The 21,680-nt window shown below is 61.6% G+C and carries 20 protein-coding genes; 15 read left to right on the forward strand and 5 right to left on the reverse strand.

Annotation, left to right across the window (positions count from 1 at the left end):
* Window positions 1-19: 19 nt before the first annotated feature.
* A complete protein-coding gene (locus tag ACEPAJ_RS18215) occupies window positions 20-2,401 on the reverse strand; it encodes a 7TM diverse intracellular signaling domain-containing protein (protein ID WP_425916775.1) in 2,382 nt (793 codons plus the stop codon).
* Window positions 2,402-2,646: 245 nt separating this feature from the next.
* On the opposite strand from ACEPAJ_RS18215, the gene ACEPAJ_RS18220 reads away from it, so the two are divergent.
* The 5 genes from ACEPAJ_RS18220 (at window position 2,647) to ACEPAJ_RS18240 (ending at window position 6,800) form a co-directional block, all read left to right on the forward strand.
* Window positions 2,647-3,441, forward strand: coding sequence for a hydroxymethylpyrimidine/phosphomethylpyrimidine kinase (locus ACEPAJ_RS18220; RefSeq protein WP_425916777.1), 795 nt, complete (start codon window positions 2,647-2,649; stop codon window positions 3,439-3,441).
* A 13-nt stretch (window positions 3,442-3,454) separates the two neighbouring features.
* Window positions 3,455-4,081 carry a thiamine phosphate synthase gene (gene thiE / locus ACEPAJ_RS18225; protein WP_425916779.1) on the forward strand — a complete coding sequence of 209 codons (627 nt, stop codon included), beginning with the start codon at window positions 3,455-3,457 and terminating at the stop codon, window positions 4,079-4,081.
* A gap of 129 nt (window positions 4,082-4,210) precedes the next feature.
* On the forward strand, window positions 4,211-5,500 hold the full coding sequence (gene hemL, locus ACEPAJ_RS18230) for a glutamate-1-semialdehyde 2,1-aminomutase (protein WP_425916781.1): 1,290 nt from the start codon (window positions 4,211-4,213) through the stop codon (window positions 5,498-5,500).
* Complete coding sequence (locus tag ACEPAJ_RS18235) at window positions 5,500-6,156, forward strand: DUF6962 family protein (RefSeq protein ID WP_425916783.1); 657 nt, start codon at window positions 5,500-5,502, stop codon at window positions 6,154-6,156. Before hemL ends, ACEPAJ_RS18235 begins: the two co-directional genes overlap by 1 nt.
* A gap of 92 nt (window positions 6,157-6,248) precedes the next feature.
* Window positions 6,249-6,800: a tetratricopeptide repeat protein gene (locus ACEPAJ_RS18240; protein WP_322950230.1), complete on the forward strand. Its 552-nt coding sequence runs from the start codon at window positions 6,249-6,251 to the stop codon at window positions 6,798-6,800.
* Window positions 6,801-6,930: 130 nt separating this feature from the next.
* Here ACEPAJ_RS18240 and ACEPAJ_RS18245 read toward each other — a convergent pair whose 3' ends face one another.
* Window positions 6,931-7,254 (reverse strand): DUF1820 family protein, encoded by a 324-nt coding sequence (locus ACEPAJ_RS18245; protein ID WP_090249225.1) that lies wholly within the window; start codon window positions 7,252-7,254, stop codon window positions 6,931-6,933.
* 135 nt (window positions 7,255-7,389) lie between these two features.
* Here ACEPAJ_RS18245 and miaB point away from each other — a divergent pair, with 135 nt between their 5' ends.
* From miaB to lnt, 5 genes are all read left to right on the forward strand, one after another.
* Entirely contained in the window at window positions 7,390-8,733 is a 1,344-nt protein-coding gene (gene miaB / locus ACEPAJ_RS18250) for a tRNA (N6-isopentenyl adenosine(37)-C2)-methylthiotransferase MiaB (protein WP_425916786.1), read from the forward strand.
* An 87-nt stretch (window positions 8,734-8,820) separates the two neighbouring features.
* Window positions 8,821-9,819 carry a PhoH family protein gene (locus tag ACEPAJ_RS18255; protein WP_425916788.1) on the forward strand — a complete coding sequence of 333 codons (999 nt, stop codon included), beginning with the start codon at window positions 8,821-8,823 and terminating at the stop codon, window positions 9,817-9,819.
* Window positions 9,812-10,297, forward strand: coding sequence for an rRNA maturation RNase YbeY (gene ybeY / locus ACEPAJ_RS18260; protein WP_170048470.1), 486 nt, complete (start codon window positions 9,812-9,814; stop codon window positions 10,295-10,297). Before ACEPAJ_RS18255 ends, ybeY begins: the two co-directional genes overlap by 8 nt.
* A 9-nt stretch (window positions 10,298-10,306) precedes the next feature.
* On the forward strand, window positions 10,307-11,146 hold the full coding sequence (locus ACEPAJ_RS18265) for an HlyC/CorC family transporter (protein WP_170048471.1): 840 nt from the start codon (window positions 10,307-10,309) through the stop codon (window positions 11,144-11,146).
* A 123-nt stretch (window positions 11,147-11,269) separates the two neighbouring features.
* Window positions 11,270-12,790, forward strand: a complete 1,521-nt coding sequence (lnt, locus tag ACEPAJ_RS18270; RefSeq protein ID WP_322950227.1) for an apolipoprotein N-acyltransferase — start codon at window positions 11,270-11,272, stop codon at window positions 12,788-12,790.
* Window positions 12,791-12,815: 25 nt separating this feature from the next.
* Here the strand turns inward: lnt and ACEPAJ_RS18275 are convergent, their stop codons facing one another.
* From ACEPAJ_RS18275 to ACEPAJ_RS18285, 3 genes are read right to left on the reverse strand one after another with little or no spacing between them, the layout of a single operon-like run.
* A complete protein-coding gene (locus ACEPAJ_RS18275; RefSeq protein WP_425916792.1) occupies window positions 12,816-13,721 on the reverse strand; it encodes a biotin-dependent carboxyltransferase family protein in 906 nt (301 codons plus the stop codon).
* On the reverse strand, window positions 13,718-14,395 hold the full coding sequence (pxpB, locus tag ACEPAJ_RS18280) for a 5-oxoprolinase subunit PxpB (RefSeq protein ID WP_425916794.1): 678 nt from the start codon (window positions 14,393-14,395) through the stop codon (window positions 13,718-13,720). The genes ACEPAJ_RS18275 and pxpB overlap by 4 nt, the downstream gene beginning before the upstream one ends.
* Window positions 14,392-15,135, reverse strand: a complete 744-nt coding sequence (locus tag ACEPAJ_RS18285) for a 5-oxoprolinase subunit PxpA (RefSeq protein WP_425916796.1) — start codon at window positions 15,133-15,135, stop codon at window positions 14,392-14,394. The genes pxpB and ACEPAJ_RS18285 overlap by 4 nt, the downstream gene beginning before the upstream one ends.
* Window positions 15,136-15,364: 229 nt before the next feature.
* Here ACEPAJ_RS18285 and ACEPAJ_RS18290 point away from each other — a divergent pair, with 229 nt between their 5' ends.
* The 5 genes from ACEPAJ_RS18290 (at window position 15,365) to ACEPAJ_RS18310 (ending at window position 21,569) form a co-directional block, all read left to right on the forward strand.
* The gene (locus ACEPAJ_RS18290) at window positions 15,365-17,578 is read left to right on the forward strand and encodes a TonB-dependent receptor domain-containing protein (protein WP_425916798.1); all 2,214 of its coding nucleotides are present in this window, start codon (window positions 15,365-15,367) and stop codon (window positions 17,576-17,578) included.
* A 208-nt stretch (window positions 17,579-17,786) separates the two neighbouring features.
* Window positions 17,787-18,380 carry a PepSY-associated TM helix domain-containing protein gene (locus ACEPAJ_RS18295; protein WP_425916800.1) on the forward strand — a complete coding sequence of 198 codons (594 nt, stop codon included), beginning with the start codon at window positions 17,787-17,789 and terminating at the stop codon, window positions 18,378-18,380.
* A gap of 11 nt (window positions 18,381-18,391) precedes the next feature.
* On the forward strand, window positions 18,392-18,901 hold the full coding sequence (locus ACEPAJ_RS18300) for a DUF2271 domain-containing protein (RefSeq protein ID WP_425916802.1): 510 nt from the start codon (window positions 18,392-18,394) through the stop codon (window positions 18,899-18,901).
* A gap of 14 nt (window positions 18,902-18,915) precedes the next feature.
* The gene (locus ACEPAJ_RS18305; RefSeq protein WP_425916804.1) at window positions 18,916-19,845 is read left to right on the forward strand and encodes a DUF4198 domain-containing protein; all 930 of its coding nucleotides are present in this window, start codon (window positions 18,916-18,918) and stop codon (window positions 19,843-19,845) included.
* A gap of 173 nt (window positions 19,846-20,018) precedes the next feature.
* Window positions 20,019-21,569 (forward strand): sulfite reductase subunit alpha, encoded by a 1,551-nt coding sequence (locus tag ACEPAJ_RS18310; protein WP_425916805.1) that lies wholly within the window; start codon window positions 20,019-20,021, stop codon window positions 21,567-21,569.
* Window positions 21,570-21,680: the final 111 nt, after the last annotated feature.

Genomic DNA, 21,680 nt, shown 5'->3' on the forward strand with positions numbered 1-21,680 from the left:
ACGCGCAGCAGATCCTCGATCAAACCTCGCGGCAGAGCACCCAGTCGTGCAACAAAGTGCGCAGCTGCTCGAACTTCACCGGCTTAGCCAGGTAGTCGCTCATACCAGCAGCCAAACAACGCTCGCGATCACCGCTGTGGCTGTGGGCAGTAATTGCCAGCACCGGCAGCAGCTGACAGCCAGGCAGGTTGCGCAGGGCGCGACAGGTCGCGAAACCGTCCATCACCGGCATTTGGCAATCCAGCAGCACCGCGTCGACGGTCTCGTTACGCAGCACGTCCAAGGCTTCAGCGCCGTTGTCGGCAGTACGCACCTGATAACCCAGCTTGAGTAGCATGCCGCGGGTGACCAGTTGGTTGATTGCATTGTCCTCAACGACCAAGACCGTGCACTGCTCAGGCGCGCGCAGCGCCGGGCCACTGCTGCGCAGGGTGACGGCTGCCGGGTTACTGATTTGCACAGGCAGCGCCAACGGTAAATCCAGGCGAAAACGACTGCCCTGCCCTGGCTGGGACTCGTGACTGAGATCGCCGCCAAGCAGGTCAACCAATTGCCGGCAAATCGCCAGACCAATACCCAGGCCGCCGTGCTCACGGGTCATCGAGCCGTCCAGCTGATGGAAGCGCTGATACAGCTTGCCATCGGCCGGTGCGATGAAGCCCACCCCGCTATCGCTGATCTCAATACGCAGCGGCAAGCTATCGCTCGCCGTGCCGCCCCGCGAGACCCGCACACACACCTCACCGTGTGAAGTGAACTTGATGGCATTATCCAGCAGGCAGTTGAGGCTCTGCAGCAGCTTGCTGGCGTCGCCTTCCAGGGTGTCAGGCAGGCTGTCGTCGAGTTCAAGAATAAAGCGCAGGCCCTTTTCTTCGGCACGTGGCGCGTACTGCGCACGCACGCCATCGAACAAGCCACGCAGACTAAACGGCTCACGCCGCGGGTACAGCCGCCCAGCCTGCAACTCAGTCAGCGCGAGGATGTCATTGACCATGCGCATCATGTCGCGCGCCGAGCTGGCGGCGGTTTTCTGGTAAGACGCCAGCTCGCCGTCGAGATCGAGCATCTGCATCAACTCCAACGAGCCGATCACACCGTTCATTGGGGTGCGTAACTCATGGGTGACCGTGGCGAGAAACTCGTCTTTTAAACGGTTGCTATGGGCCAATTCCTGGTTGAAGGCTTCGAGCTTGAGGCCGGCCTCCCGGAGGATTTGCGTGCGGTCTTCCTTCATGGCGTTGATGCGGTCGGCCAGGGCCAGCGACAGCAAGCCGACCTCCAACGCTGAGCCAATCTGACTGGCATACATGGTGAGGAACATATTGGGCAGGTAGCCCAACACCATCAGGGTGTTAATCATTCCACCGACGAGGAAGGCGCTCCAGGCGATGATGAAGTACCGCGCGACGCGCATGCCGCGTACCCAGGCGACAGCGCCGGCACTGAAAATCACCACGGTAAAGCCCAGCGCCAGGTAGGTGGCCAGACGCAGCGAAAGCGCATAACTGGCCGTCAGCGACAGGGTCATCACCAGCACGCCACACGCCATCATCAACAACAGGGCACGGTCGACCCAGGGGCTGTGTTCGCCGGTATGCAAAAAGCTGCGGGAGAACTGACAACCGAACAACGCCGAAGCACCAATCAGAAACGGCGTAGCGGCATTCGCCCACCACGGGCTGTTAGGCCAGAAGTACTCGATGGCCGCACCATTGACCGACAACTGATAAAAGCCGAACGATGCGATGTAGAGGATGTAATAGAAGTAGCTGGTGTCACGCACACTGAGGAAGATAAACAGGTTGTAGATCAGCATCACCAGCAGCACGCCGTAGATGATGCCCAGCACATAAATGCGCGCCGGTTGAGCCTCCAGGTAGGCGTTGGGTGACCACAGGGTTAGCGGTGCCTGAATCGAGCCCTGGCTTTCTAGGCGCAAGTAAACGCTTTGCGGCTGCGCCGGCGCTAATTTGAGCTCAAACACATAATTGTGCTGCTTGATCTCGCGGCTGGAGAACGGCAGCGCATCACCGGTGTTCTGGCGCAGCTGATAACGCCCCTGCGCATCGGCTAGGTAGAGTTGCACATGGTCAAGCGGTGGATAAGCCAGTTCCAACAACCAGGGCTGCACGCCTGTCGCCTGCTGCGGCCGGTATTCAAGATCCAGGCGTAACCAGAACACCGAGCGCGAATAGCCGGCGTTGAGCACGCCTTTATCATGCTGGCGGAAGCTGGCCTGTAGCGCCGGCGACGTGATGTCTTCGATGCTGGCATCACCGCGCACATCTTCAAATACCGACATGGACTTGCCGAGCGGCAGGCTGCGGGTGTGCTCATCAAAAACCACTGCCCCAGCCAACCCTGGCACCAACATAAAGAAACACAGAAGGATGTAGTGCATGCAGCCCAGCCGGAGTTGGCTCGCAACGCTATGGAGCGCCTTGGAGCAATCTATTTATAAGGCCGGCACTCTACCATAGGCATTTGTGCCGGAGCCCCAGGAAAAACCTGAACTGCTTGGGTTTTTAGACCCCAAGCTGACCCTCGCTGCAGCGCCATGGTGGCGCGCGACAGATTGTCCGGCTAGCAGGCTTTCATCACGCGCCGGGGTCTCTATGCCGTGGTTTGGTGGTAAGCTCGTGCACCATGAAAATGCCTACTTCTCGCCCCGTAGTGCTGTGCCTGTCTGGTCACGACCCCAGTGGTGGTGCCGGCCTGCAAGCCGATATCGAAGCCCTGCTCGCGCAAGGCTGTCACGCCGCCCCAACCGTGACCGCGCTGACCGTGCAGGATACCGTCAACGTGACGGATTTCCGCGTACTCGACCGCGACTGGGTCTTGGCTCAGGCCAATGCGGTGATCAGCGACCTGCCGGTTGAAGCCGTCAAGCTGGGCATGCTCGGCTCGGTCGAAATGGTCGAAACCGTACTGGAAATCATGCAACGCCTGCCCGGCATCCCGCTGGTCTGCGACCCCGTGCTGCGGGCTGGCGGCGGCGGCGCCCTGGGCAAGGACGAGGTGGGCTTCGCGATGCGCGAACGCCTGTTCGCCGTGTCGACCATTGCCACACCAAACCTTCCAGAAGCACGCATCCTCGCCGAACTGCCGGACGGTACAGCCGACGAGTGCGCAGACAAGCTCCTGCAACATATCCAGCACCTGCTGATCACCGGCGGTCATGGTGATGAGCATCAGGTGCACAACCGCCTGTACTCGCGTGATGGCAGTCGCCACACCTTTACCTGCCAGCGCTTGCCCGGCAGCTACCACGGTTCGGGCTGCACCCTGGCCAGTACTTTGGCCGGCCGCCTGGCGCTGGGCCAGGAGCTGGTCAGCGCCGTCGAGTTTGCCCTCGACTACACCTGGCGCACTCTGCGTGATGCCGAACAACCCGGGCATGGCCAGTACATTCCGCGCCGTTTGCCCTTAGATTTCTGCTGATGGAGCGCACCTGATGAAACTGCGTGGCCTGTATGCCATCACCGACAGCCAGCTCCTCGAAGGCCGCCTACTGCCCTACGTCGAGGCCGCTCTCAAAGGCGGGGCAAAACTGCTGCAATACCGCGACAAGTCGACCGACGAAGCACGCCGTTTGCGCGAAGCAGAGGCCCTGCGCGAACTGTGCAACCGCTATGGCGCGGCGCTGATCATCAATGATGACGCCGAACTGGCGGCCCGCTTAGGCGTGGGCCTGCACCTGGGGCAAAGCGACGGCTCCTTGTCGGTTGCGCGCGCGCTGCTCGGCCGCCAGGCGATTATCGGCGGCACCTGCCACGCGCAGCTTGAACTGGCTGAAGCGGCGGCCAAAGAAGGGGCCAGCTACGTCGCCTTCGGCCGCTTCTTCAATTCCAACACCAAGCCGGGCGCACCCAGCGCCGACGTGGCGTTGCTTGATGCCAGCAAAGGCCGGATCAACCTGCCGATCGTCGCCATCGGCGGCGTGACCCTGGACAACGCACCCGCGCTGATTGCCCACGGCGCGAGTATGGTCGCGGTCATTCACGGCCTGTTCGCGGCCGACTCCGCCGCCGACGTCGAGCGCCGCGCCCACGCCTTTAGCGCCCTGTTCAACCCTGGTTAATGGCCTGGCGCCGTTTTTAACGTCGCACAGCGACGTCCCAAGGGTGGCCGCCACGAATGGCAGGCCATAACTAAATTGTTCACAGGGGCGACCCGGCTCGCCCCGCATCCCAGTTTGAGAGGCCCTGCCATGTCCCGTTCCGAAACCCTATTCAATGCAGCTCAGAAGCACATCCCCGGCGGCGTCAACTCGCCTGTGCGCGCCTTTAAAAGCGTCGGCGGCACGCCGCTGTTCTTCAAGCACGCCGAAGGCGCCTACGTCACCGACGAAGACGACAAGCGTTATGTCGATTACGTCGGCTCCTGGGGGCCGATGATCCTCGGCCACAGCCATCCAGACGTACTCGACGCGGTTCGCAATCAGTTGCAGCACGGTCTGTCCTACGGCGCACCGACCGCCATGGAAACTGAAATGGCCGACCTGGTGTGCAGCCTGGTGCCGTCGATGGAAATGGTGCGCATGGTCAGCTCCGGCACCGAAGCGACCATGAGCGCCATCCGCCTGGCCCGTGGCTACACCGGCCGCGACAACATCATCAAGTTTGAAGGCTGCTACCACGGCCACTCCGACAGCCTGCTGGTTAAAGCCGGCTCAGGCCTGCTGACCCAGGGCGTACCCAGCTCGGCCGGCGTGCCGGCGGATTTCGCCAAACACACCCTGACCTTGCCGTTCAACGACATAAAAGCAGTCGAGCAGATGCTTAGCGAAGTCGGCGACAGCGTGGCGTGCATCATCGTCGAGCCGGTGGCCGGCAACATGAACTGCGTGCCGCCGGCACCGGGCTACCTGCAAGGCCTGCGCGAGCAGTGCGACAAGCACGGTGTGGTGCTGATTTTTGACGAAGTGATGACCGGTTTCCGCGTGGCCCTCGGCGGCGCTCAGGCGTATTACGGCGTCACCCCAGACCTGACCACCTTCGGCAAGATCATCGGCGGCGGCATGCCAGTTGGCTGCTTCGGCGGCAAACGCGAGATCATGCATTGCATCGCCCCACTCGGCCCGGTCTACCAGGCCGGCACCCTGTCGGGTAACCCACTGGCCATGGCCGCGGGCCTGACCACGCTGCGCCTGATCAACCGCCCTAGCTTCCACGCCGAACTGACTGACTACACCAGCCGCATGCTGCAAGGCCTGCAAGAGCGCGCCGATGCCGCCGGCATCCCGTTTGTCACTACGCAGGCAGGCGGCATGTTCGGCCTGTATTTCAGCGGTGCCGACGATATCGTCACCTTCGACGACGTGATGGCCAGCGACGCTGAGCGCTTCAAGCGCTTCTTCCACCTGATGCTGGACGGCGGCGTGTACTTGGCACCGAGTGCTTTCGAGGCGGGTTTCACCTCCATTGCCCATGGCGATGCCGAGCTGAAAATCACCCTCGACGCCGCCGAGCGCGCCTTTGCCGAGTTGAAGAACGCCTGATGCAGCTCAGTACCGCGCTGTCAGATGGCGTGCTGGCGCTGGCTTGCCTGGCCTGCGCCATCGCCATCGGCAAGGCCCGCAGGCACTATGGCGAGGCCGATCAACCGGCCCTGTTCTGCGCGCTACTGGGCTTTTTGCTGCCGGCGGCCGCCGCCGTGGCCGGAGTCATTCGCTTTGGCTTCGACCCCAGCGCAGAGGCGGCGCATCTGTGGTTGAGCCAAGCCAGCAGCTTTCTCGGCCTGCCGCTACTCGGCGCCGCTGCGTTAGCACTGGGCCGGGGCTGGCCATGGAGCCGCACCAACTGGGGCCGCATCCTGCTGGGGCTGTGCGCCTTCTTCGAACTGTTCCGGCAGATGAACTATCTGGAGGATTATCGCCTGCTGCTTAATCTGGCGACCTTACTGCTGATTGCCTACGCCGGCGCGGTGCAGTGGCCCAAGCGCGCGCCGCCGGTGGTGGCTGGCATGGTCGTAGGGCTGTTTCTGCTGGCCGGGGTAGCCGTAGGTACTCACGGTTTTATCGGCTCATTGCGGCGTATTGATCTGTTCCACGCACTGCTGACGCCGGCGTATCCGTTGCTGGCCTGGCTGCTGCTGAGCCTGCCTGGCAGCGCAAAACTGGGCAGCATGGAAGAAAACCCGGTAAAGACTTTGTAAGTACGCCACTGCTTATTTCATAATGTGACGGCCGCCGCGTTCCGGTGGCCAGGTTGAACGCCTGTTTTGCATCCCGAGGTAAATGGACTTTCATGAAACGCACCGGCCGCACCCTCTCCCTGGGCTGCCTGCTGCTCCTACTGCCACTACTCGCCTCTGCGGGCGGCAACTCCTTGCTGATCCCCGCGCTTGGCAGCTGCTCACTCAACACTGCCGCCGAAGAACTGCCGTCCGCCCTCGACGCCTGCCAACAAGCCGCCCTAAAGGGTGACGTGCAGGCGCAATTTGAGCTGGGCGAGTTCTACTACAACGGCAAGCGTGTCGAACGCGACCTCAGCCAGGCGCTGCAATGGTTTGAGCAGGCCTCACTGCAAGGCCATGCACAGTCGCAATACCACCTGGGCATGATGTTTTTCCGCGGCGAAGGCGTGCCGGCGAATGCGGTGCAGGCCTATATCGTGCTGAAAATGGCGGCGGTGAATGGCTCGGACGAGGCCATGGACAGCGCCGACCTGATCGCCGCGCAAATGCCACGCAATGAACTGGAAATCGCCAGCCAGGTGCTTGGGCAAATCTTCCGCAACTACCTGCTGGAATTGCAGAACGCCGACACCCTCACCTCGCCGTTCGCGCCACTGCCCTAATTCAGCGAAGAATCAGCCGTAGGATTGGTCGGGCCGCGTAGGTTGAGCGAAGCGATACCCATGCAGCCTGACGATGGGTATCGCAAGCTCAACCCATCCTACGCGTTACGCGGCATCCGTAATTTCTGGCTTACTTATCCGGCATCGGCATGGGGAACGGCATGACATTACCGCCACCCTTGGCCTCGCTGATCTTTGGCGTACCAAGGCGCTCGACTTCGTCGATACGGATGATCGCGTGCATCGGGATAAAGCTGCGTACCACGCCGTCAAACTGCGCCTTGAGCTTTTCTTCGCTGGGGTCGACGACCACCTGAGTGCGTTCGCCGAAGACGAACTCCTCCACTTCCAAAAAGCCCCACAGATCGCTTTGAAAGATCTGCTTGGCATACATTTCGTATACCTGACCCTGGTTGAGGAAAATCACCTTGTAGATGGGTTCGCGCTTGCTCATGGTTATGCAGTTCGTACCGACAGGTTGATCAAAAGGGCGCGGATCATAGCATAGCCACCCGACAGGCAATGCTAGGAACCGGAGCCTTCGGCCTCTATAATGCACGGTTCGTCGAATCACTCTTGTTGAGCGCGCATGACCAAGAAGCTTTATATCGAAACCCACGGTTGCCAGATGAACGAGTACGACAGCTCGCGCATGATCGACCTGCTGGGTGAACATCAAGCCCTGGAAGTCACCGAGCAAGCGGCAGATGCCGACATTATTCTGCTCAACACCTGCTCGATCCGTGAAAAAGCCCAGGACAAGGTGTTCTCCCAGCTTGGCCGCTGGCAAAAGCTGAAGATCGCCAACCCCGACCTGGTGATCGGCGTCGGCGGCTGCGTTGCCAGCCAGGAAGGCGCGGCGATTCGTGATCGCGCGCCCTACGTCGACGTGGTCTTCGGCCCGCAAACCCTGCACCGCCTGCCGGAAATGATCGACGCCGCACGCACCACCAAGATCGCCCAGGTCGACATCAGCTTCCCCGAGATCGAGAAATTCGACCGCCTGCCAGAACCGCGCGTCGATGGCCCCAGCGCCTATGTGTCGGTGATGGAAGGCTGCAGCAAGTACTGCACCTTCTGCGTGGTGCCCTACACCCGTGGCGAAGAAGTCAGCCGACCGATGGCCGATGTGCTGGGTGAAATCATCCACCTGGCCGAACACGGTGTGCGTGAAATCACCCTGCTCGGGCAGAACGTCAACGGCTACCGTGGCGCGACCCAGAACGGCCAGATCGCCGACTTTGCCGAACTGCTGTATGCCGTGGCGGCTATCGACGGTATCGACCGCATTCGCTACACCACCAGCCATCCGCTGGAGTTTTCCGATGCATTGATCCAGGCTCACGCCGAGATCCCCGAGCTGGTGAAATACCTGCACCTGCCGGTGCAATCGGGCTCCGACCGCATTCTCGCGGCGATGAAGCGCAACCACACCGCGCTGGAATACAAGTCGCGCATCCGCAAACTGCGCGCGGCCGTGCCGGACATTCTGATCAGCTCGGACTTTATCGTCGGCTTCCCCGGTGAAACCGAGAAGGACTTCGAGCAGACCATGAAGCTGGTCGAGGATGTCGGCTTCGACTTCTGCTACTCCTTCGTTTACAGCGCGCGCCCCGGCACCCCGGCAGCCGACCTGCCCGACGACACGCCGCTGGAGCTGAAAAAACAGCGCCTGGCACTGCTGCAGCACCGGATCACTCAGCAGGGCTTTGAGAACAGCCGGCGCATGGCCGGCACCGTACAGCGCATCCTGGTCAATGATTACTCGAAGAAAGACCCCGGCAGGCTCCAGGGCCGCACCGAGAGCAATCGCGTGGTCAACTTCCGCAGCGACAACCCACGTTTGATCGGGCAGTTTGTCGATGTGCGTATCGACCAAGCCATGCCAAACTCGCTGCGCGGCACGTTGCTCAACGAAACCGACTGCAACTAAAGCCGTAGCGGCCCGAGCTTCCCCCTCGCGGCCGCTAGCGCTATTCTCCGCTCACTACCCCAGCCGACTGGCGGCCATCACACGACCTTGAACACACCCATAGAACCACTCCGCTTTATCCTTGAACCCTTCGAGGCACGCCGCTTCGCTAACTTGTGCGGTCAATTTGATGAGCACTTGCGTCTCATCGAGGCGCGTTTGGGCATTGAGTTACGCAACCGCGGCAACCAGTTTGAACTGGTTGGCAGCGCCGGCCAGACCAACGCGGCTGAGCAGTTGTTGCGTCGCCTGTACCGCGAAACCCAAAGCACCGAGCTGTCGCCCGATATGGTTCACCTGTTTTTGCAGGAGTCTGGCGTCGAAGAGCTGAGCAATCCGGTCGCCGAAGCCAACATCGCCCTGCGCACACGCAAAGGCATGATTCGCCCACGCGGGGCCAATCAGCAGCGCTACGTCAAAGCCATCCTCGACCACGACATCAACTTCGGCATTGGCCCAGCGGGTACCGGTAAAACCTACCTAGCCGTGGCCTGCGCCGTCGATGCCTTGGAGCGCGAGCAGATCCGCCGCATCCTGCTGGTCCGCCCAGCGGTTGAGGCCGGCGAAAAACTCGGCTTCTTGCCTGGCGACCTATCGCAGAAAATCGACCCCTACCTGCGCCCACTGTATGACGCCCTTTACGAGATGCTGGGTGTCGAGCAGGTGGCCAAACTGATCGAGAAACAGGTGATTGAAGTTGCGCCGCTGGCCTATATGCGCGGCCGCACGCTGAGCAACAGCTTTATCATCCTCGACGAAAGCCAGAACACCACCCTGGAACAGATGAAGATGTTCCTCACCCGGATTGGCTTCGGCTCCACGGCGGTAATCACGGGCGACATCACCCAGATCGACCTGCCGCGTGGCACCAAAAGCGGCCTGACCCACGTGATTGAAGTATTGCGTGACGTGCCGGGTATCAGCTTTACCCACTTCAACCCTAAAGATGTGGTGCGCCACCCGCTGGTGCAGCGCATCGTCGAAGCCTACGAGCGGTTCGACGCCAGCCAGGCCCCTTTCGACGCCAAGGTGCAGCGGCATGATTGAGCTTGACCTGCAAATTGCCAGCGACGCCGGCAATCTACCGACCGAGGAGCAGTTTCGCGCCTGGTGCGCGATTGCCCTGCGCCAGCGCAGCGCCGATTCCGAGTTGACCATTCGCCTGGTCGATGAAGCCGAAGGCCGTGAACTGAATCACACCTGGCGGCAGAAGGATTACGCGACCAACGTACTGTCCTTCCCGGCCGATGTACCGGACGAATTTCTGGATATCCCGCTGCTCGGTGACCTGGTTATTTGCGCGCCGGTGGTCGAGCGCGAAGCCGCTGAACAAGGCAAAAGCCCAGAAGCCCATTGGGCGCACTTGGTGATCCACGGTTGCTTGCATCTGCTCGGCTATGACCACATCGAGGATGAGGAAGCCGAAGAGATGGAAGCACTGGAACGAGAATTGCTGGCTGAACTGGGTCACCCTGACCCGTACGCCGATGAAGATGAACCCACACACAACACAGAAGGTTCCTGAGTAACCACCATGAGCGAAGACCGATCGAGCAACGAGCAGACATCCTGGTTTAACCGACTGACCCAGGCGTTTGCTCATGAGCCGAAAAACCGCAAGGAACTGCTGGAAGTCCTGCGCGAAGCGCATCAGAACAAACTACTCGACAGTGAAGCACTGGCCATTGTCGAAGGCGCCATCCAGGTCGCCGACCTGCAAGTTCGCGACATCATGGTTCCGCGCTCACAGATGATGAGCATCAAGGCCAACCAGACGCCCAAAGAGTTTCTGCCCTCGATCATTGAAGCGGCGCACTCGCGCTACCCGGTGGTGGGCGAAAGCCTCGACGATGTGGTCGGTATCCTCCTGGCCAAGGACCTGCTGCCGCTGATCCTCTCGGGCGAACAGCCCAACTTCAACATCAAGGACCTGCTGCGCCCGGCCACCTTCGTGCCCGAGTCCAAGCGCCTGAATGTGCTGCTGCGTGAGTTCCGCGCCAACCACAACCACATGGCCGTGGTCATTGATGAATACGGCGGTGTCGCCGGCCTGGTGACCATCGAGGACGTGCTCGAGCAGATCGTCGGCGACATCGAGGACGAGCACGACGTCGAGGAAGACAGCTACGTTAAGCCGTTGCCGTCGGGTGACTTCCTGGTCAAGGCACTGACGCCGATCGACAGCTTCAATGAAACCTTCGATACCGAGTTCTCCGATGACGAATTCGACACCGTCGGCGGCCTGGTAATGAGCGCCTTTGGCCACCTGCCCAAGCGTAATGAAGTGACCGAAATTGGCGAGTTCCGCTTCCGCGTTCTCAACGCCGACAGCCGCCGCATTCACCTGCTACGCCTGACGCCGATCAATAACTGATCCCCTAAACGGCCACCTTAATCGGTGGCCGTTGCACATAGCCGGCCCAGCAACGCCCCACCTTCCCTCGCCGCCTATTGCCCTTTACCCTTTGCGCCACCTCAATCCAAGGATCTGCATGCAATGCACTGGATAACTCGACCTGGCTGGCCCGGCAACCTGATCGCCCTACTCGCAGGCGCCATCACGCCATTGGCGCTAGCGCCCTTTGATCTGTGGCCGCTGGCCATCCTCTCGATTGCCCTGTTCTACCTCGGCCTGCGCGACCTGACGCCACGCCAGGCGACGCTGCGCGGTTGGAGTTATGGCTTTGGCCTGTTCGCCGCCGGCACCAGCTGGGTGTATGTGAGCATCCACGATTACGGTGCGGCCTCGCCGCCCCTGGCGGTATTTCTGACCCTGCTGTTTGTTGGCGGGCTGGGCTTGCTGTTCGCCCTCAGCGCTTGGGTCTGGACGCGCTGGCTGCGCCGGGTTGAAGCGCCACTGGCTGATGCCCTGGCCTTTGCCGCGCTATGGCTGGCACAAGAGGCCTTCCGCAGCTGGTTCCTCACCGGTTTCCCCTGGCTGTATGCCGGTTACAGCCAGTTGGATGGCCCACTGGCCGGCCTCGCCCCGGTGGGCGGTGTATGGCTGTTGTCTTTCTGCCTGGCGCTGAGCGCCGCGCTGCTGGTGAACCTGACGCAGTTGCGCGCGCGTAAAGCGCTTCTCGCCATCGGTATTGGCCTGCTGTGCGCCCCCTGGATCACGGCTATAGCCCTCAAGGGCCACGCCTGGACCCACGCCTCGGGCGAGCCACTGAGCGTGTCGGCCATGCAGGGCAATATCGAACAAAACATGAAGTGGGACCCCGAGCAGCTCAACGCCCAGCTAGCGCTGTACCGCGACATGACCTTCAGCGCCAAACCGACTGATTTGATCATCTGGCCGGAAACCGCCGTGCCGGTACTCAAGGATCGCGCTCAGGGTTACCTCGGTGTAATCAACCGTTTCGCCAATGAGCGCAATGCCGCGCTGATTACCGGCGTGCCTATTCGCCAGAGCAACGAACGCGGTGAGCAGCGTTACTACAACGGCATCAGCGTGGTTGGCCAGGGCAGCGGTGACTACCTCAAGCAGAAGCTGGTGCCATTCGGTGAGTACGTGCCGTTGCAGGAGGTGCTGCGCGGCCTGATCGCCTTCTTTGACCTACCGATGTCGGACTTTGCCCGGGGCCCGGCCGAGCAAAGCCTGCTGCAGGCCAAGGGCCACTCAATCGCGGCGTTTATCTGCTACGAAGTGGTTTATCCGGAGTTCGCCGCCGGCCTGTCGGCCCAGAGCGACCTGCTGCTGACCATCAGCAACGACACCTGGTTTGGCCGTTCCGCCGGCCCACTGCAACATTTGCAGATGGCGCAGATGCGCGCGCTGGAGGCCGGCCGCTGGATGATCCGCGCCACCAATAACGGGGTGACCGCGCTGATCGACCCGCAGGGCCAGATCACCGAGCAGCTGCCGCAGTTCGAACAAGGTGTGCTCTATGGCCAGGTACAACCCATGCAAGGGCTGACGCCTTACCTGTACTGGCGCGGCTGGCCGATGCTGATTATCTGCCTGCTGCTGTTTGGCTGGGCGTTGCTCGCCAGCCGCATGGCCAAGACACTTTAACGGCAGGTGCACCCTACAAAAGTGCCTATATTCGGCGAAAGAATCGGCAAAACTCGCGCAGCTCCGTCTGCGCGTCGCCAATGCTGACCGGGGTGAAGCGCAGCGGGTGGTGCGCCGGGCACTGCGCCAGACGGCCTTGATCGAGCGGGTGCAACCAGCCCAGCAGCGGGTAACCGCCCATGGTCTGGTGATCGGCCTGCAAGATAATTGGCTGGCCATCCGGCGGCACCTGAATCGCCCCACGGCCAACGCCCAATGACCACTGCCGTTCTGGCGGGCGCAATGGCTCACCGATCAGCCGCGCGCCCATGCGGTCGGAGCGCGGGCTGAGCTGCCAGGTTTGGGCAAAGAAGCCCTCCAGTTGCTCCTGCGCAAAACTCGCCGCATCGCCGCCGGTAATCACCCGCAACAGGGGCTTGCAGCGGTAATCTGGCAGATAGGGCCAAGGCACGCTGGCCGCATGACTGAAGTGTGCCGGCCCACAAGCCAACACATCCCCAGCCTGCAAGGCTCGCCCCTGCCCCTCGCGCAACTGCACACTGACACTGCCCAACACGGGCGCTGCATGAAAACCGCCGGCCACCGCCAAATACGCACGCTGGCCGCTACGGGCAAAGCCCAAGCGCAGCTGCTGACCTTTGCGCAGCGGCAGTCGCGTCCACAGCGGCTGTGGCTGATCATCCAGGCTCAGCGGCACCTGGGCACCGCACACCGCCACCCAGGTGTCGACCTCGGCCTGCAACTCGACGCCGCCCAGGGCGATTTCCAACAGCGGCGTGCCCCAGGGATTATTCAGCAGGTGATTAGCCCAGGCCGCCGCCTGCCAATCCATTGGCCCGGCCGGCGACACGCCGAGGTGTTGCCAACCGCGCCGCCCAGCATCCTGCAGCACACTTTGCGGCCCGGGTTTGAGCACGCGCAGACCGCTCATGGCTGGCCGCCCTCACGGATAAACTCGCGCTCACTGATACTGCGAAAGCGCACCCGATCGCCCAACGCCAAGGGACACGGTGGCGTTTGCGCCGCATCGAATAGTAACCAGGGGCAGCGGCCGATCAGGTGCCAGCCGCCGGGCGAGCTCTGCGGGTAGATCGCCGTTTGTCGCTCGGCGATTGCCAGGCTACCGGCCGGCACGGAAATACGCGGGGTGGCGCGACGTGGCAACGCCAGCCGAGCATCCAACTCGCCGAGGTAGGCGAAGCCCGGCGCAAAACCAATCGCGCCGACGCGGTATTCCGTCGCCGCATGCAACTTGATCACCTCGGAAACACTCAACCGACACTGCCGGGCGACGTCAGCCAGGTCTTCACCGTCATAGCAGATGGGGATTTCATGCAGTTGCCCGGCTTGCCCCGCAAAGGGTTCAGCCAACCACGCTTCCAGCAGCGGTTTGAGTCGTTCAGCCAGCTGCAGATGGTCAGTACGAATCAGGTCATAGTGCAGCAGCAGGCTGGTCCAACCGGGTACCAGATCGGTCAGTACCTCCCCCAGCTCATCGCGGATACGCGCAGCCAGCAAAGCGATACGCAGCGGTAATTGCCCATCCGGCTGTTCGGCCAGCACCAGCAGCAGCGCTTCGGCACCTGCCGGTTCCAGGCGGATCATAGGGCTTCCAGCATCGCCCGCAAACGCCGCAGTACGGCCAGCGAGTCGGCGTTATCACCATGCACACAGAGGCTGTCAGCACGCAGTTGCAATGGCTTGCCGTCGATATCGGCAAAAGCCTCGCCCCGGGCAATCGCCAGGGCCTGCTCAAAAATCCGCTGCGGATCATGGTGCACCGCGCCACTTAAACGCCGCGGCGCCAACTGGCCATCGGCCAGGTAAGCGCGATCAGCAAAGGCCTCGAACATCAGCGGCACTGCGGCTGCATCGGCCAAGCGCCGCTCACGGCTGTTATCAGCCAAGGCCAATACCATCAGCGGCAAGCCTCTGCGGTAACTGGCGCAGGCCTCAAGCACTGCATTGAACAGCGCATCGTCACGCACCAGGTCGTTATACAGCGCGCCATGCGGTTTGACGTAGGCCAGTTGGGTGCCCGCCGCGCGACAAAAGGCATCCAGCGCGCCGAGCTGATACAGCACCAGCGCGCTGACCTCCTCAGGCGAGCAGGCCATATGCCGGCGCCCAAAGCCCTGTAAGTCGGGGTACGCAGGGTGCGCACCGATACTCACCCCATGCTGCATGGCCAGGTCGACGGTGCGTTGCATGGTCAAGGGGTCGGACGCGTGAAAGCCGCAGGCCAGGTTGGCTTGATCAACCAACGGCATGGCATGGGCGTCATCCCCCATATTCCAAACACCGAAGCTTTCACCCATGTCGCAGTTCAGCAGAATTCTTTTCATGCTCGCCAGCTTAGAGCGCTAGCGCCCTGGCGGGAAGCCTCGCCTCGTCACTCAAGCCTCACGGAACAGCCGCTAGCAGCCCGACCAAGCCACTCGTGTAACAACGCCTTATTCAAAGCAAAAAGCACAATGAAACAACTTGAAACAAGCGCAAATGAAACTATTTATCACTTGCATCTACTTCTGATTAGAATTCGCGGACAACATCAGTTCACACTTGGAGTTTTTGATGCGTCCCGCCTGCTCTCGCACCGCCCTAGCTAGCGCCGTCACACTGGCTACCACCCTGACAACCAGCGCCTACGCCAATCAACCTGTGACCTTGAGCGATGTGGTGGTTTCAGCATCAGGCTTCGAGCAGAAAATCACCGATGCGCCGGCCAGCATCAGCGTTATCAGCAGCCAAGACCTGCAACAGAAACGTTACAACAACCTGGCGCAGGCGCTAGGCGACGTGGAAGGCATCGACATCGGCCAAAGCACTGGCAAGACCGGCGGCCTGAACATCAGCATTCGCGGCATGCCCAGCCAGTACACCCTGATTTTGATTGACGGTCGCCGGCAGAACGCCGCGGGCAACGTCACCCCCAACGGCTTCGGCGAAACCTCCACCAGCTTTATGCCGCCGCTGTCGGCAATCGAGCGCATAGAAGTGATCCGTGGCCCAATGTCGACCCTGTACGGCTCCGACGCCATGGGCGGTGTGGTCAACATCATCACCAAGAAAGTAGCCACCGAGTGGACCGGCTCCCTGACCCAGGATTACACCTATCATGAACACCGCGACTTCGGTGACACCCGCAACACCAGCGTCTTCGCCAGCGGCCCGCTGATCGACGGCCTGCTCGGCCTGCAGGTACGCGGCAGCTTGTTTAGCCGTGAAGAGTCAACCCTAAGCTACGGCGACGGCATCGACGTCAGCGCACGCGGCCCATCGCCCGTCGAGGGGGATAACAACACCTTGGGCGCACGCCTGACCCTGACGCCCCATGAGAATCACGACTTTGGCCTGGATGTGGAGCGCGGGCGGCAGGCGTATAACAACGACGAGTGTCAACTGGGCACCCTCGATGGCCAGGACCGCTCCTGCACAACCAATACGACCACCGCCAACGGTTATACCGATGAACTGCGCTTCGAGCGTGAACAGATCGCCCTCACCCATACGGCTCGCCTCGGCTTCGGTACGCTCGAGTCCAGCTTGATGCATAACACCACCGAAACCCTCGGCCGCACCATTCCTGGCAATGTCATCGGTAACAGTGCCGGCATCCCCGGCACCCTGATTGGCGATGACCGCGACCTGAAGACGACCAATCTGGTACTCGATACCAAACTGGTTGCACCTATTGGCGAATCCCATATCAGCACCATCGGTGGCCAGTGGTGGAAAGCCGAGATGACCGACGGCATAGCCCTGGATGATTTCGAGCAAAAAACGTGGGCAGTATTTGCCGAGGACGAATGGCGCCTGCGTGATGACCTAGCCCTGACGCTGGGCGCGCGCTACGACGACCACGAAACATTCGGCGGGCATGTCAGCCCTCGCGCCTACCTGGTTTGGAACACCACTGATAACTGGACCCTAAAAGGTGGCATCAGCCGTGGTTATCGCACTCCAGACCTGAACGATCTGCACAGCGGCATTAATGGCGTCACGGGCCAGGGCACCATCACCACCATTGGTAACCCGGAGCTGGAACCGGAGACCACCACTAGCACCGAATTTGGTATGTACTTCGACAGCCTGTCCGGCTTCAAGGCCAACGCCACGCTGTTTCATAACAAGTTCAAGGACAAGATCGCCAGCGGTGACCCCGTCACCGACCTGCTGTGTGCGGGTAACAGCGGCGGTACCTGCTCACAGCAGATCAATATCGATGAGGCCGTCACTCAAGGCCTAGAACTGGCAGCCAGTTGGCAGTTCGCGCCGGCCTGGACCCTAAGCGGCAACTACACCTATACCGACAGCGAGCAAAAGAGCGGCGACAATAAGGGCGAGCCCCTGACCAACACAGCAAAACACCTGGCCAACGCCAAACTCAACTGGCAAACCACCGACCGCCTCACTCTGTGGTTGAAGAGCGAGTACCGCGGTGAGCGTGCGCGCTTCACCTCCACGTACGAAAACCTAGCCAACAGCAACGGCAGCTACTCCACCAACCAGTCGATCTACGACACCCTGGGCAAGAACACCAAGGCTTACACGCTGTTCCACTTGGGCGGCTCTTTCAAAGCCACGGAAAACCTGACGCTGAACGCCAGCATCTACAACCTGCTGGATAAGGACTTCGTCAACGGCAAGGCATACACCACCTTTGGTAATAACGGTGCAGCTAACGGTGTGGCTTACGGCACCGACTATATCCAGAGCACTCAGTCCACCACTGGCGTTCTGGAAGAAGGCCGTCGTCTCTGGCTGTCGGCCAACCTCACCTTTTAACCCCTGGTTGATCGCCTGAATAAAAGCCCGCAGCCCTCAACGGCTGGCGGGCTTTTGCATAGGACAGTGAGGCTCACCTGCAAAGACGCGAATGTATGTTATTGGTAAATTATTAGTATTCAACCTCGAATACCCCTTAAAATCCGCGCTCGTTAAACCGCTGCATAGCAGCCAAATTATTCGCTCAATATCGCGATATAGGATCCCCATGCGTCCCTGGTTTGGCACCCTGCGCCAATGGCACTGGATCAGTTCTGCACTGTGCCTGGTTGGCATGCTGCTGTTTGCGGTCACCGGCATCACCCTCAACCACGCCGCGCAGATCGAGGTTAAACCGCAGGTTATCAACCATCAGGCGCACTTGCCCGAAGCCCTACAGGCCGCGCTGCAAGCGCAACCGCCCACCCAAGGTTTACCGTTAGCCCTGCGCCAGTGGCTGCAAGCCGAGCTACCAATTCGCCTGGATGGCCGTGATGCCGAATGGTCGGATGGCGAGTTGTATATCGGCCTGCCGCGCCCCGGCGGCGACGCCTGGCTGAGTCTGGATATCGACTCGGGCGCACTGGAGTTCGAGTCCACCGACCGCGGCTGGATTGCCTACCTCAACGACCTGCACAAGGGCCGCAATACCGGCAACGCCTGGTCATGGTTTATCGATGTATTTGCCGGGCTCTGCGTAATTTTCAGCCTCAGCGGCCTGTTGCTGCTGCAGCGCTACGCCTCAAATCGCCGCAGCACCTGGCCAGTGGTGCTACTGGGGCTGGTGTTGCCCGCCCTGCTCGCGCTGCTGTTTATTCACTAAGGAATATTGCTATGCGTAAACACTTGTTGCCCCTGGCCGCGCTGTTCAGCGCACCGGCTTTTGCCGCCAGCCTGGACATTGCGGTTGAAATCCCGCGCCTGCAGGTGGCCGAGTACCACCGCCCCTATGTCGCCATCTGGGTTGAACGCCCAGACCAGAGCCACGTGGCCAACCTGGCCGTTTGGTATGACGGCAAGATGGCCAACAAAGAAGGCGAAAAATGGCTCAAGGACATGCGCCAATGGTGGCGCCGCAGCGGCCGCAGCCTGGAGATGCCGGTGGACGGCATCAGCGGCGCAACCAAGGCTGCGGGCCAACAAAGCTTGAGTTTCAGCGACCAAGCCCCCGCGTTCAAAGACCTGCCTGCCGGCGAGTACCGCGTGGTGGTCGAAGCCGCACGGGAAGTCGGTGGCCGCGAACTGCTGCGCGTGCCCTTCCAGTGGCCGATCCAGCAAGCCGCCAGCACCCACGTCCAAGGCACCAGCGAACTGGGTGCCATTAGCCTGAAACTCAAACCCTGACCAAGGAAGTTGCCATGACCCCGATGATCAAATGGACCACCCTGGCGCTGGCCGTCTGCCTGCCGCTTTCCGCCCAGGCGCACCGTGCCTGGATGCTGCCTTCGGCAACCGTACTGTCCGGTGAAGACCCGTGGATCACCGTCGATGCAGCAGTCTCCAATGACCTGTTCTACTTCGAGCATTTCCCGCTGCAACTGGAAGGCATCGGCAAGCCCCTGCAACTGGCTCCGCGTGGCCAGCAAGACCAAGCAGCGACCGCCGCCAAACCCGCTCAGCCCGGCCCGAAAACCGCTAAACCACCGATGCGCCGCCCGGCCAGCACATTGCTGATCCTGACGCCTGACGGCAGCGCCGGCCAAGCCGAGTTCGGCAATGTCGGTCGCTACCGCAGCACCTTCGATGTGCACCTGACGCAGAAAGGCACCTATAAGCTGGCAGTGGCCAACAGCGGCCTGACCGCACGCTGGAAGGATGGCGAGCAGAACCAGCGCTGGATGGGCAAGGCCGAAGACTTCGCCGCCCAGGTGCCAGCCAAAGCCAAAGACCTGAAGGTCAGCCAGAGCAGCAGCCGCATGGAGGTGTTCGTAACCTCCGGCCAGCCGACCAACAGCGTATTGAAAACCACCGGCGTCGGCCTGGAACTGGCCCCGATCACTCACCCCAATGACCTGTTCGCCGGTGAGGAGGCTCAATTCGTCCTGCTTCTGGATGGCAAACCCGCCGCCGCGGTGGACGTCAGCGTGATCCCCGGCGGTAACCGCTACCGCGATCAGAGTGGCGAGATCGCCCTCAAAACCGACGCCAAAGGGGCCTTCAGCATCACCTGGCCGACGGCTGGCATGTATTGGCTGGAAGCCGAGCTGACCACCCAGGACGGGGTAAAAGCGCCGGCCACCGAGCGCCGTGCGGTGTACAGCACCACGCTGGAAGTGTTGCCGCAATAAGCGCATGTGGAACAGGCCAGCTGTTGGCCTGTTCCTTCGGCACAAGCCGTTCGCTGAGCGGCTTGTGCCGAAGGTCATGCATCGCTTATTGAGCGCGCCGCTGATGCGCCTGCGCAGCCACCCGGCACCGGCCGATCACCCGCCCCAGCAAAACTGCTCCTGGACGTTACCGCATGCTCCGCCCCACTGTTCTGCGCTACTGGCCGCTTGTCGCCGGCCTGCTCCTGGCTTGGCTGCTGCTGTGGCTACAACCGCCGCGTGAGGTTTGCGCGGGCCTGATTGCCCTGGCTTATCTGGGTTTCTGCGCACAGTGCGGCTATCGCCAGCGGCCTCACGCCGTCGCTGAGCCTATTAATCACGGCGTACGGGTTGCCTATGCCAGCCAAAGCGGCCACGCACAAACGCTGGCCGAACGCAGTGCCAAGCAACTGTGCGAGGCCGGCACCCCGGCTCATGTCATCAGCCTGGCGCACCTGCACCCAGAGCACCTGCAGGGCCGCATACTGTTTGTCCTGAGCACCTATGGCGAAGGCGAAGCCCCGGATAACGGCGTGCGCTTCGAGCGCCTGCTGCAAGACCCGCACCTCGACCTCAGCCCACTGGACTATGCCGTACTGGCCTTGGGTGACCGCGACTATCAACACTTTTGCGGCTTTGGCGAACGGATTGATCGCCTGCTGCACCAGCGCCACGCCAACCGTTTATTTGATCGCCTGGAGGTGGACAAAGCGGATGCCGGCACACTGCGCCACTGGCAACAACAACTCGACCACCTGGCGGGCGGCCAGCACTTTACCGACTGGCAGCCGGCGCTGTTTAGCGAGTGGCAACTCAGCCACCGCGCCTGCCTAAACCCCACAAGCGCTGCCGCGCCGCTGTATGAACTGACGCTTACGCCGGCGTGCGAACAACACTGGCGTGCGGGCGATATTGCCGAAGTGGGGCCGTGCCACCCACTCGAGCGGGTGCAGCAATGGCTACACGCCCTGGCGCTGAACCCCGCCCATATCCTGGCCGATGCGCGTCGCCTGGATGAAGCCCTAAGCCGCCACCAGCTCCCTAGCGAATGCACGACCTTGCAGGGGCTAAGCGGCGAACAGCTGCTGGCGCAACTGCCGCTGCTGGCTCATCGCGAATACTCCATTGCCTCAATTCCCGGCGACGCGGCCGTGCAGCTGCTGGTCCGGCAGGTGCACGACCGCGACGGACAACTCGGCATAGGCTCCGGCTGGCTCTGCTGTTACGCCGAGGCGGGCCAGAACATCGCCTTGCGTATTCGAACGAACCCCTCATTCCACGGCCCTGCCGCCCACACGCCACTGATCCTGATCGGCAATGGCAGCGGCCTGGCCGGTTTACGCAGCCATCTGCGTGAGCGCGCCCTGACGATCGACAGCCGCAACTGGCTGCTGTTTGGAGAGCGCAATCGCACGCATGACTTCCTCTGCCAAGACGAATTACAGGCCTGGGTGCAAGATGGCCATCTGGAACGCTTGGACCTGGCGTTCTCGCGCGATCACGCGTCAAAACGCTATGTTCAGCACCTGCTACGCGAGGCTGCCGACGAACTGCGTCACTGGCTGGCCAGCGGCGCGGCCATCTACGTCTGCGGCAGCCTGGAAGGGATGGGACGCGAGGTGCATCAGGTGTTGCTCGACCTGCTCGGTGACCACGCGCTGGAGCAACTCACCGAACAGGGTCGCTACCGGCGAGATCTGTATTGAGCCAAGCGCTTAGCGCCTGGGCATTGTTTGCCGGCACAGGTGACACCATCGCCACCCCGCTTTTAGCGTACGACTAGCCGCCCCACGTGAGCACTGGAAACACCCGCCCAC

The sequence above is a fragment of the Pseudomonas sp. GWSMS-1 genome (genome assembly GCF_049847425.1).
Lineage (GTDB): Bacteria > Pseudomonadota > Gammaproteobacteria > Pseudomonadales > Pseudomonadaceae > Aquipseudomonas.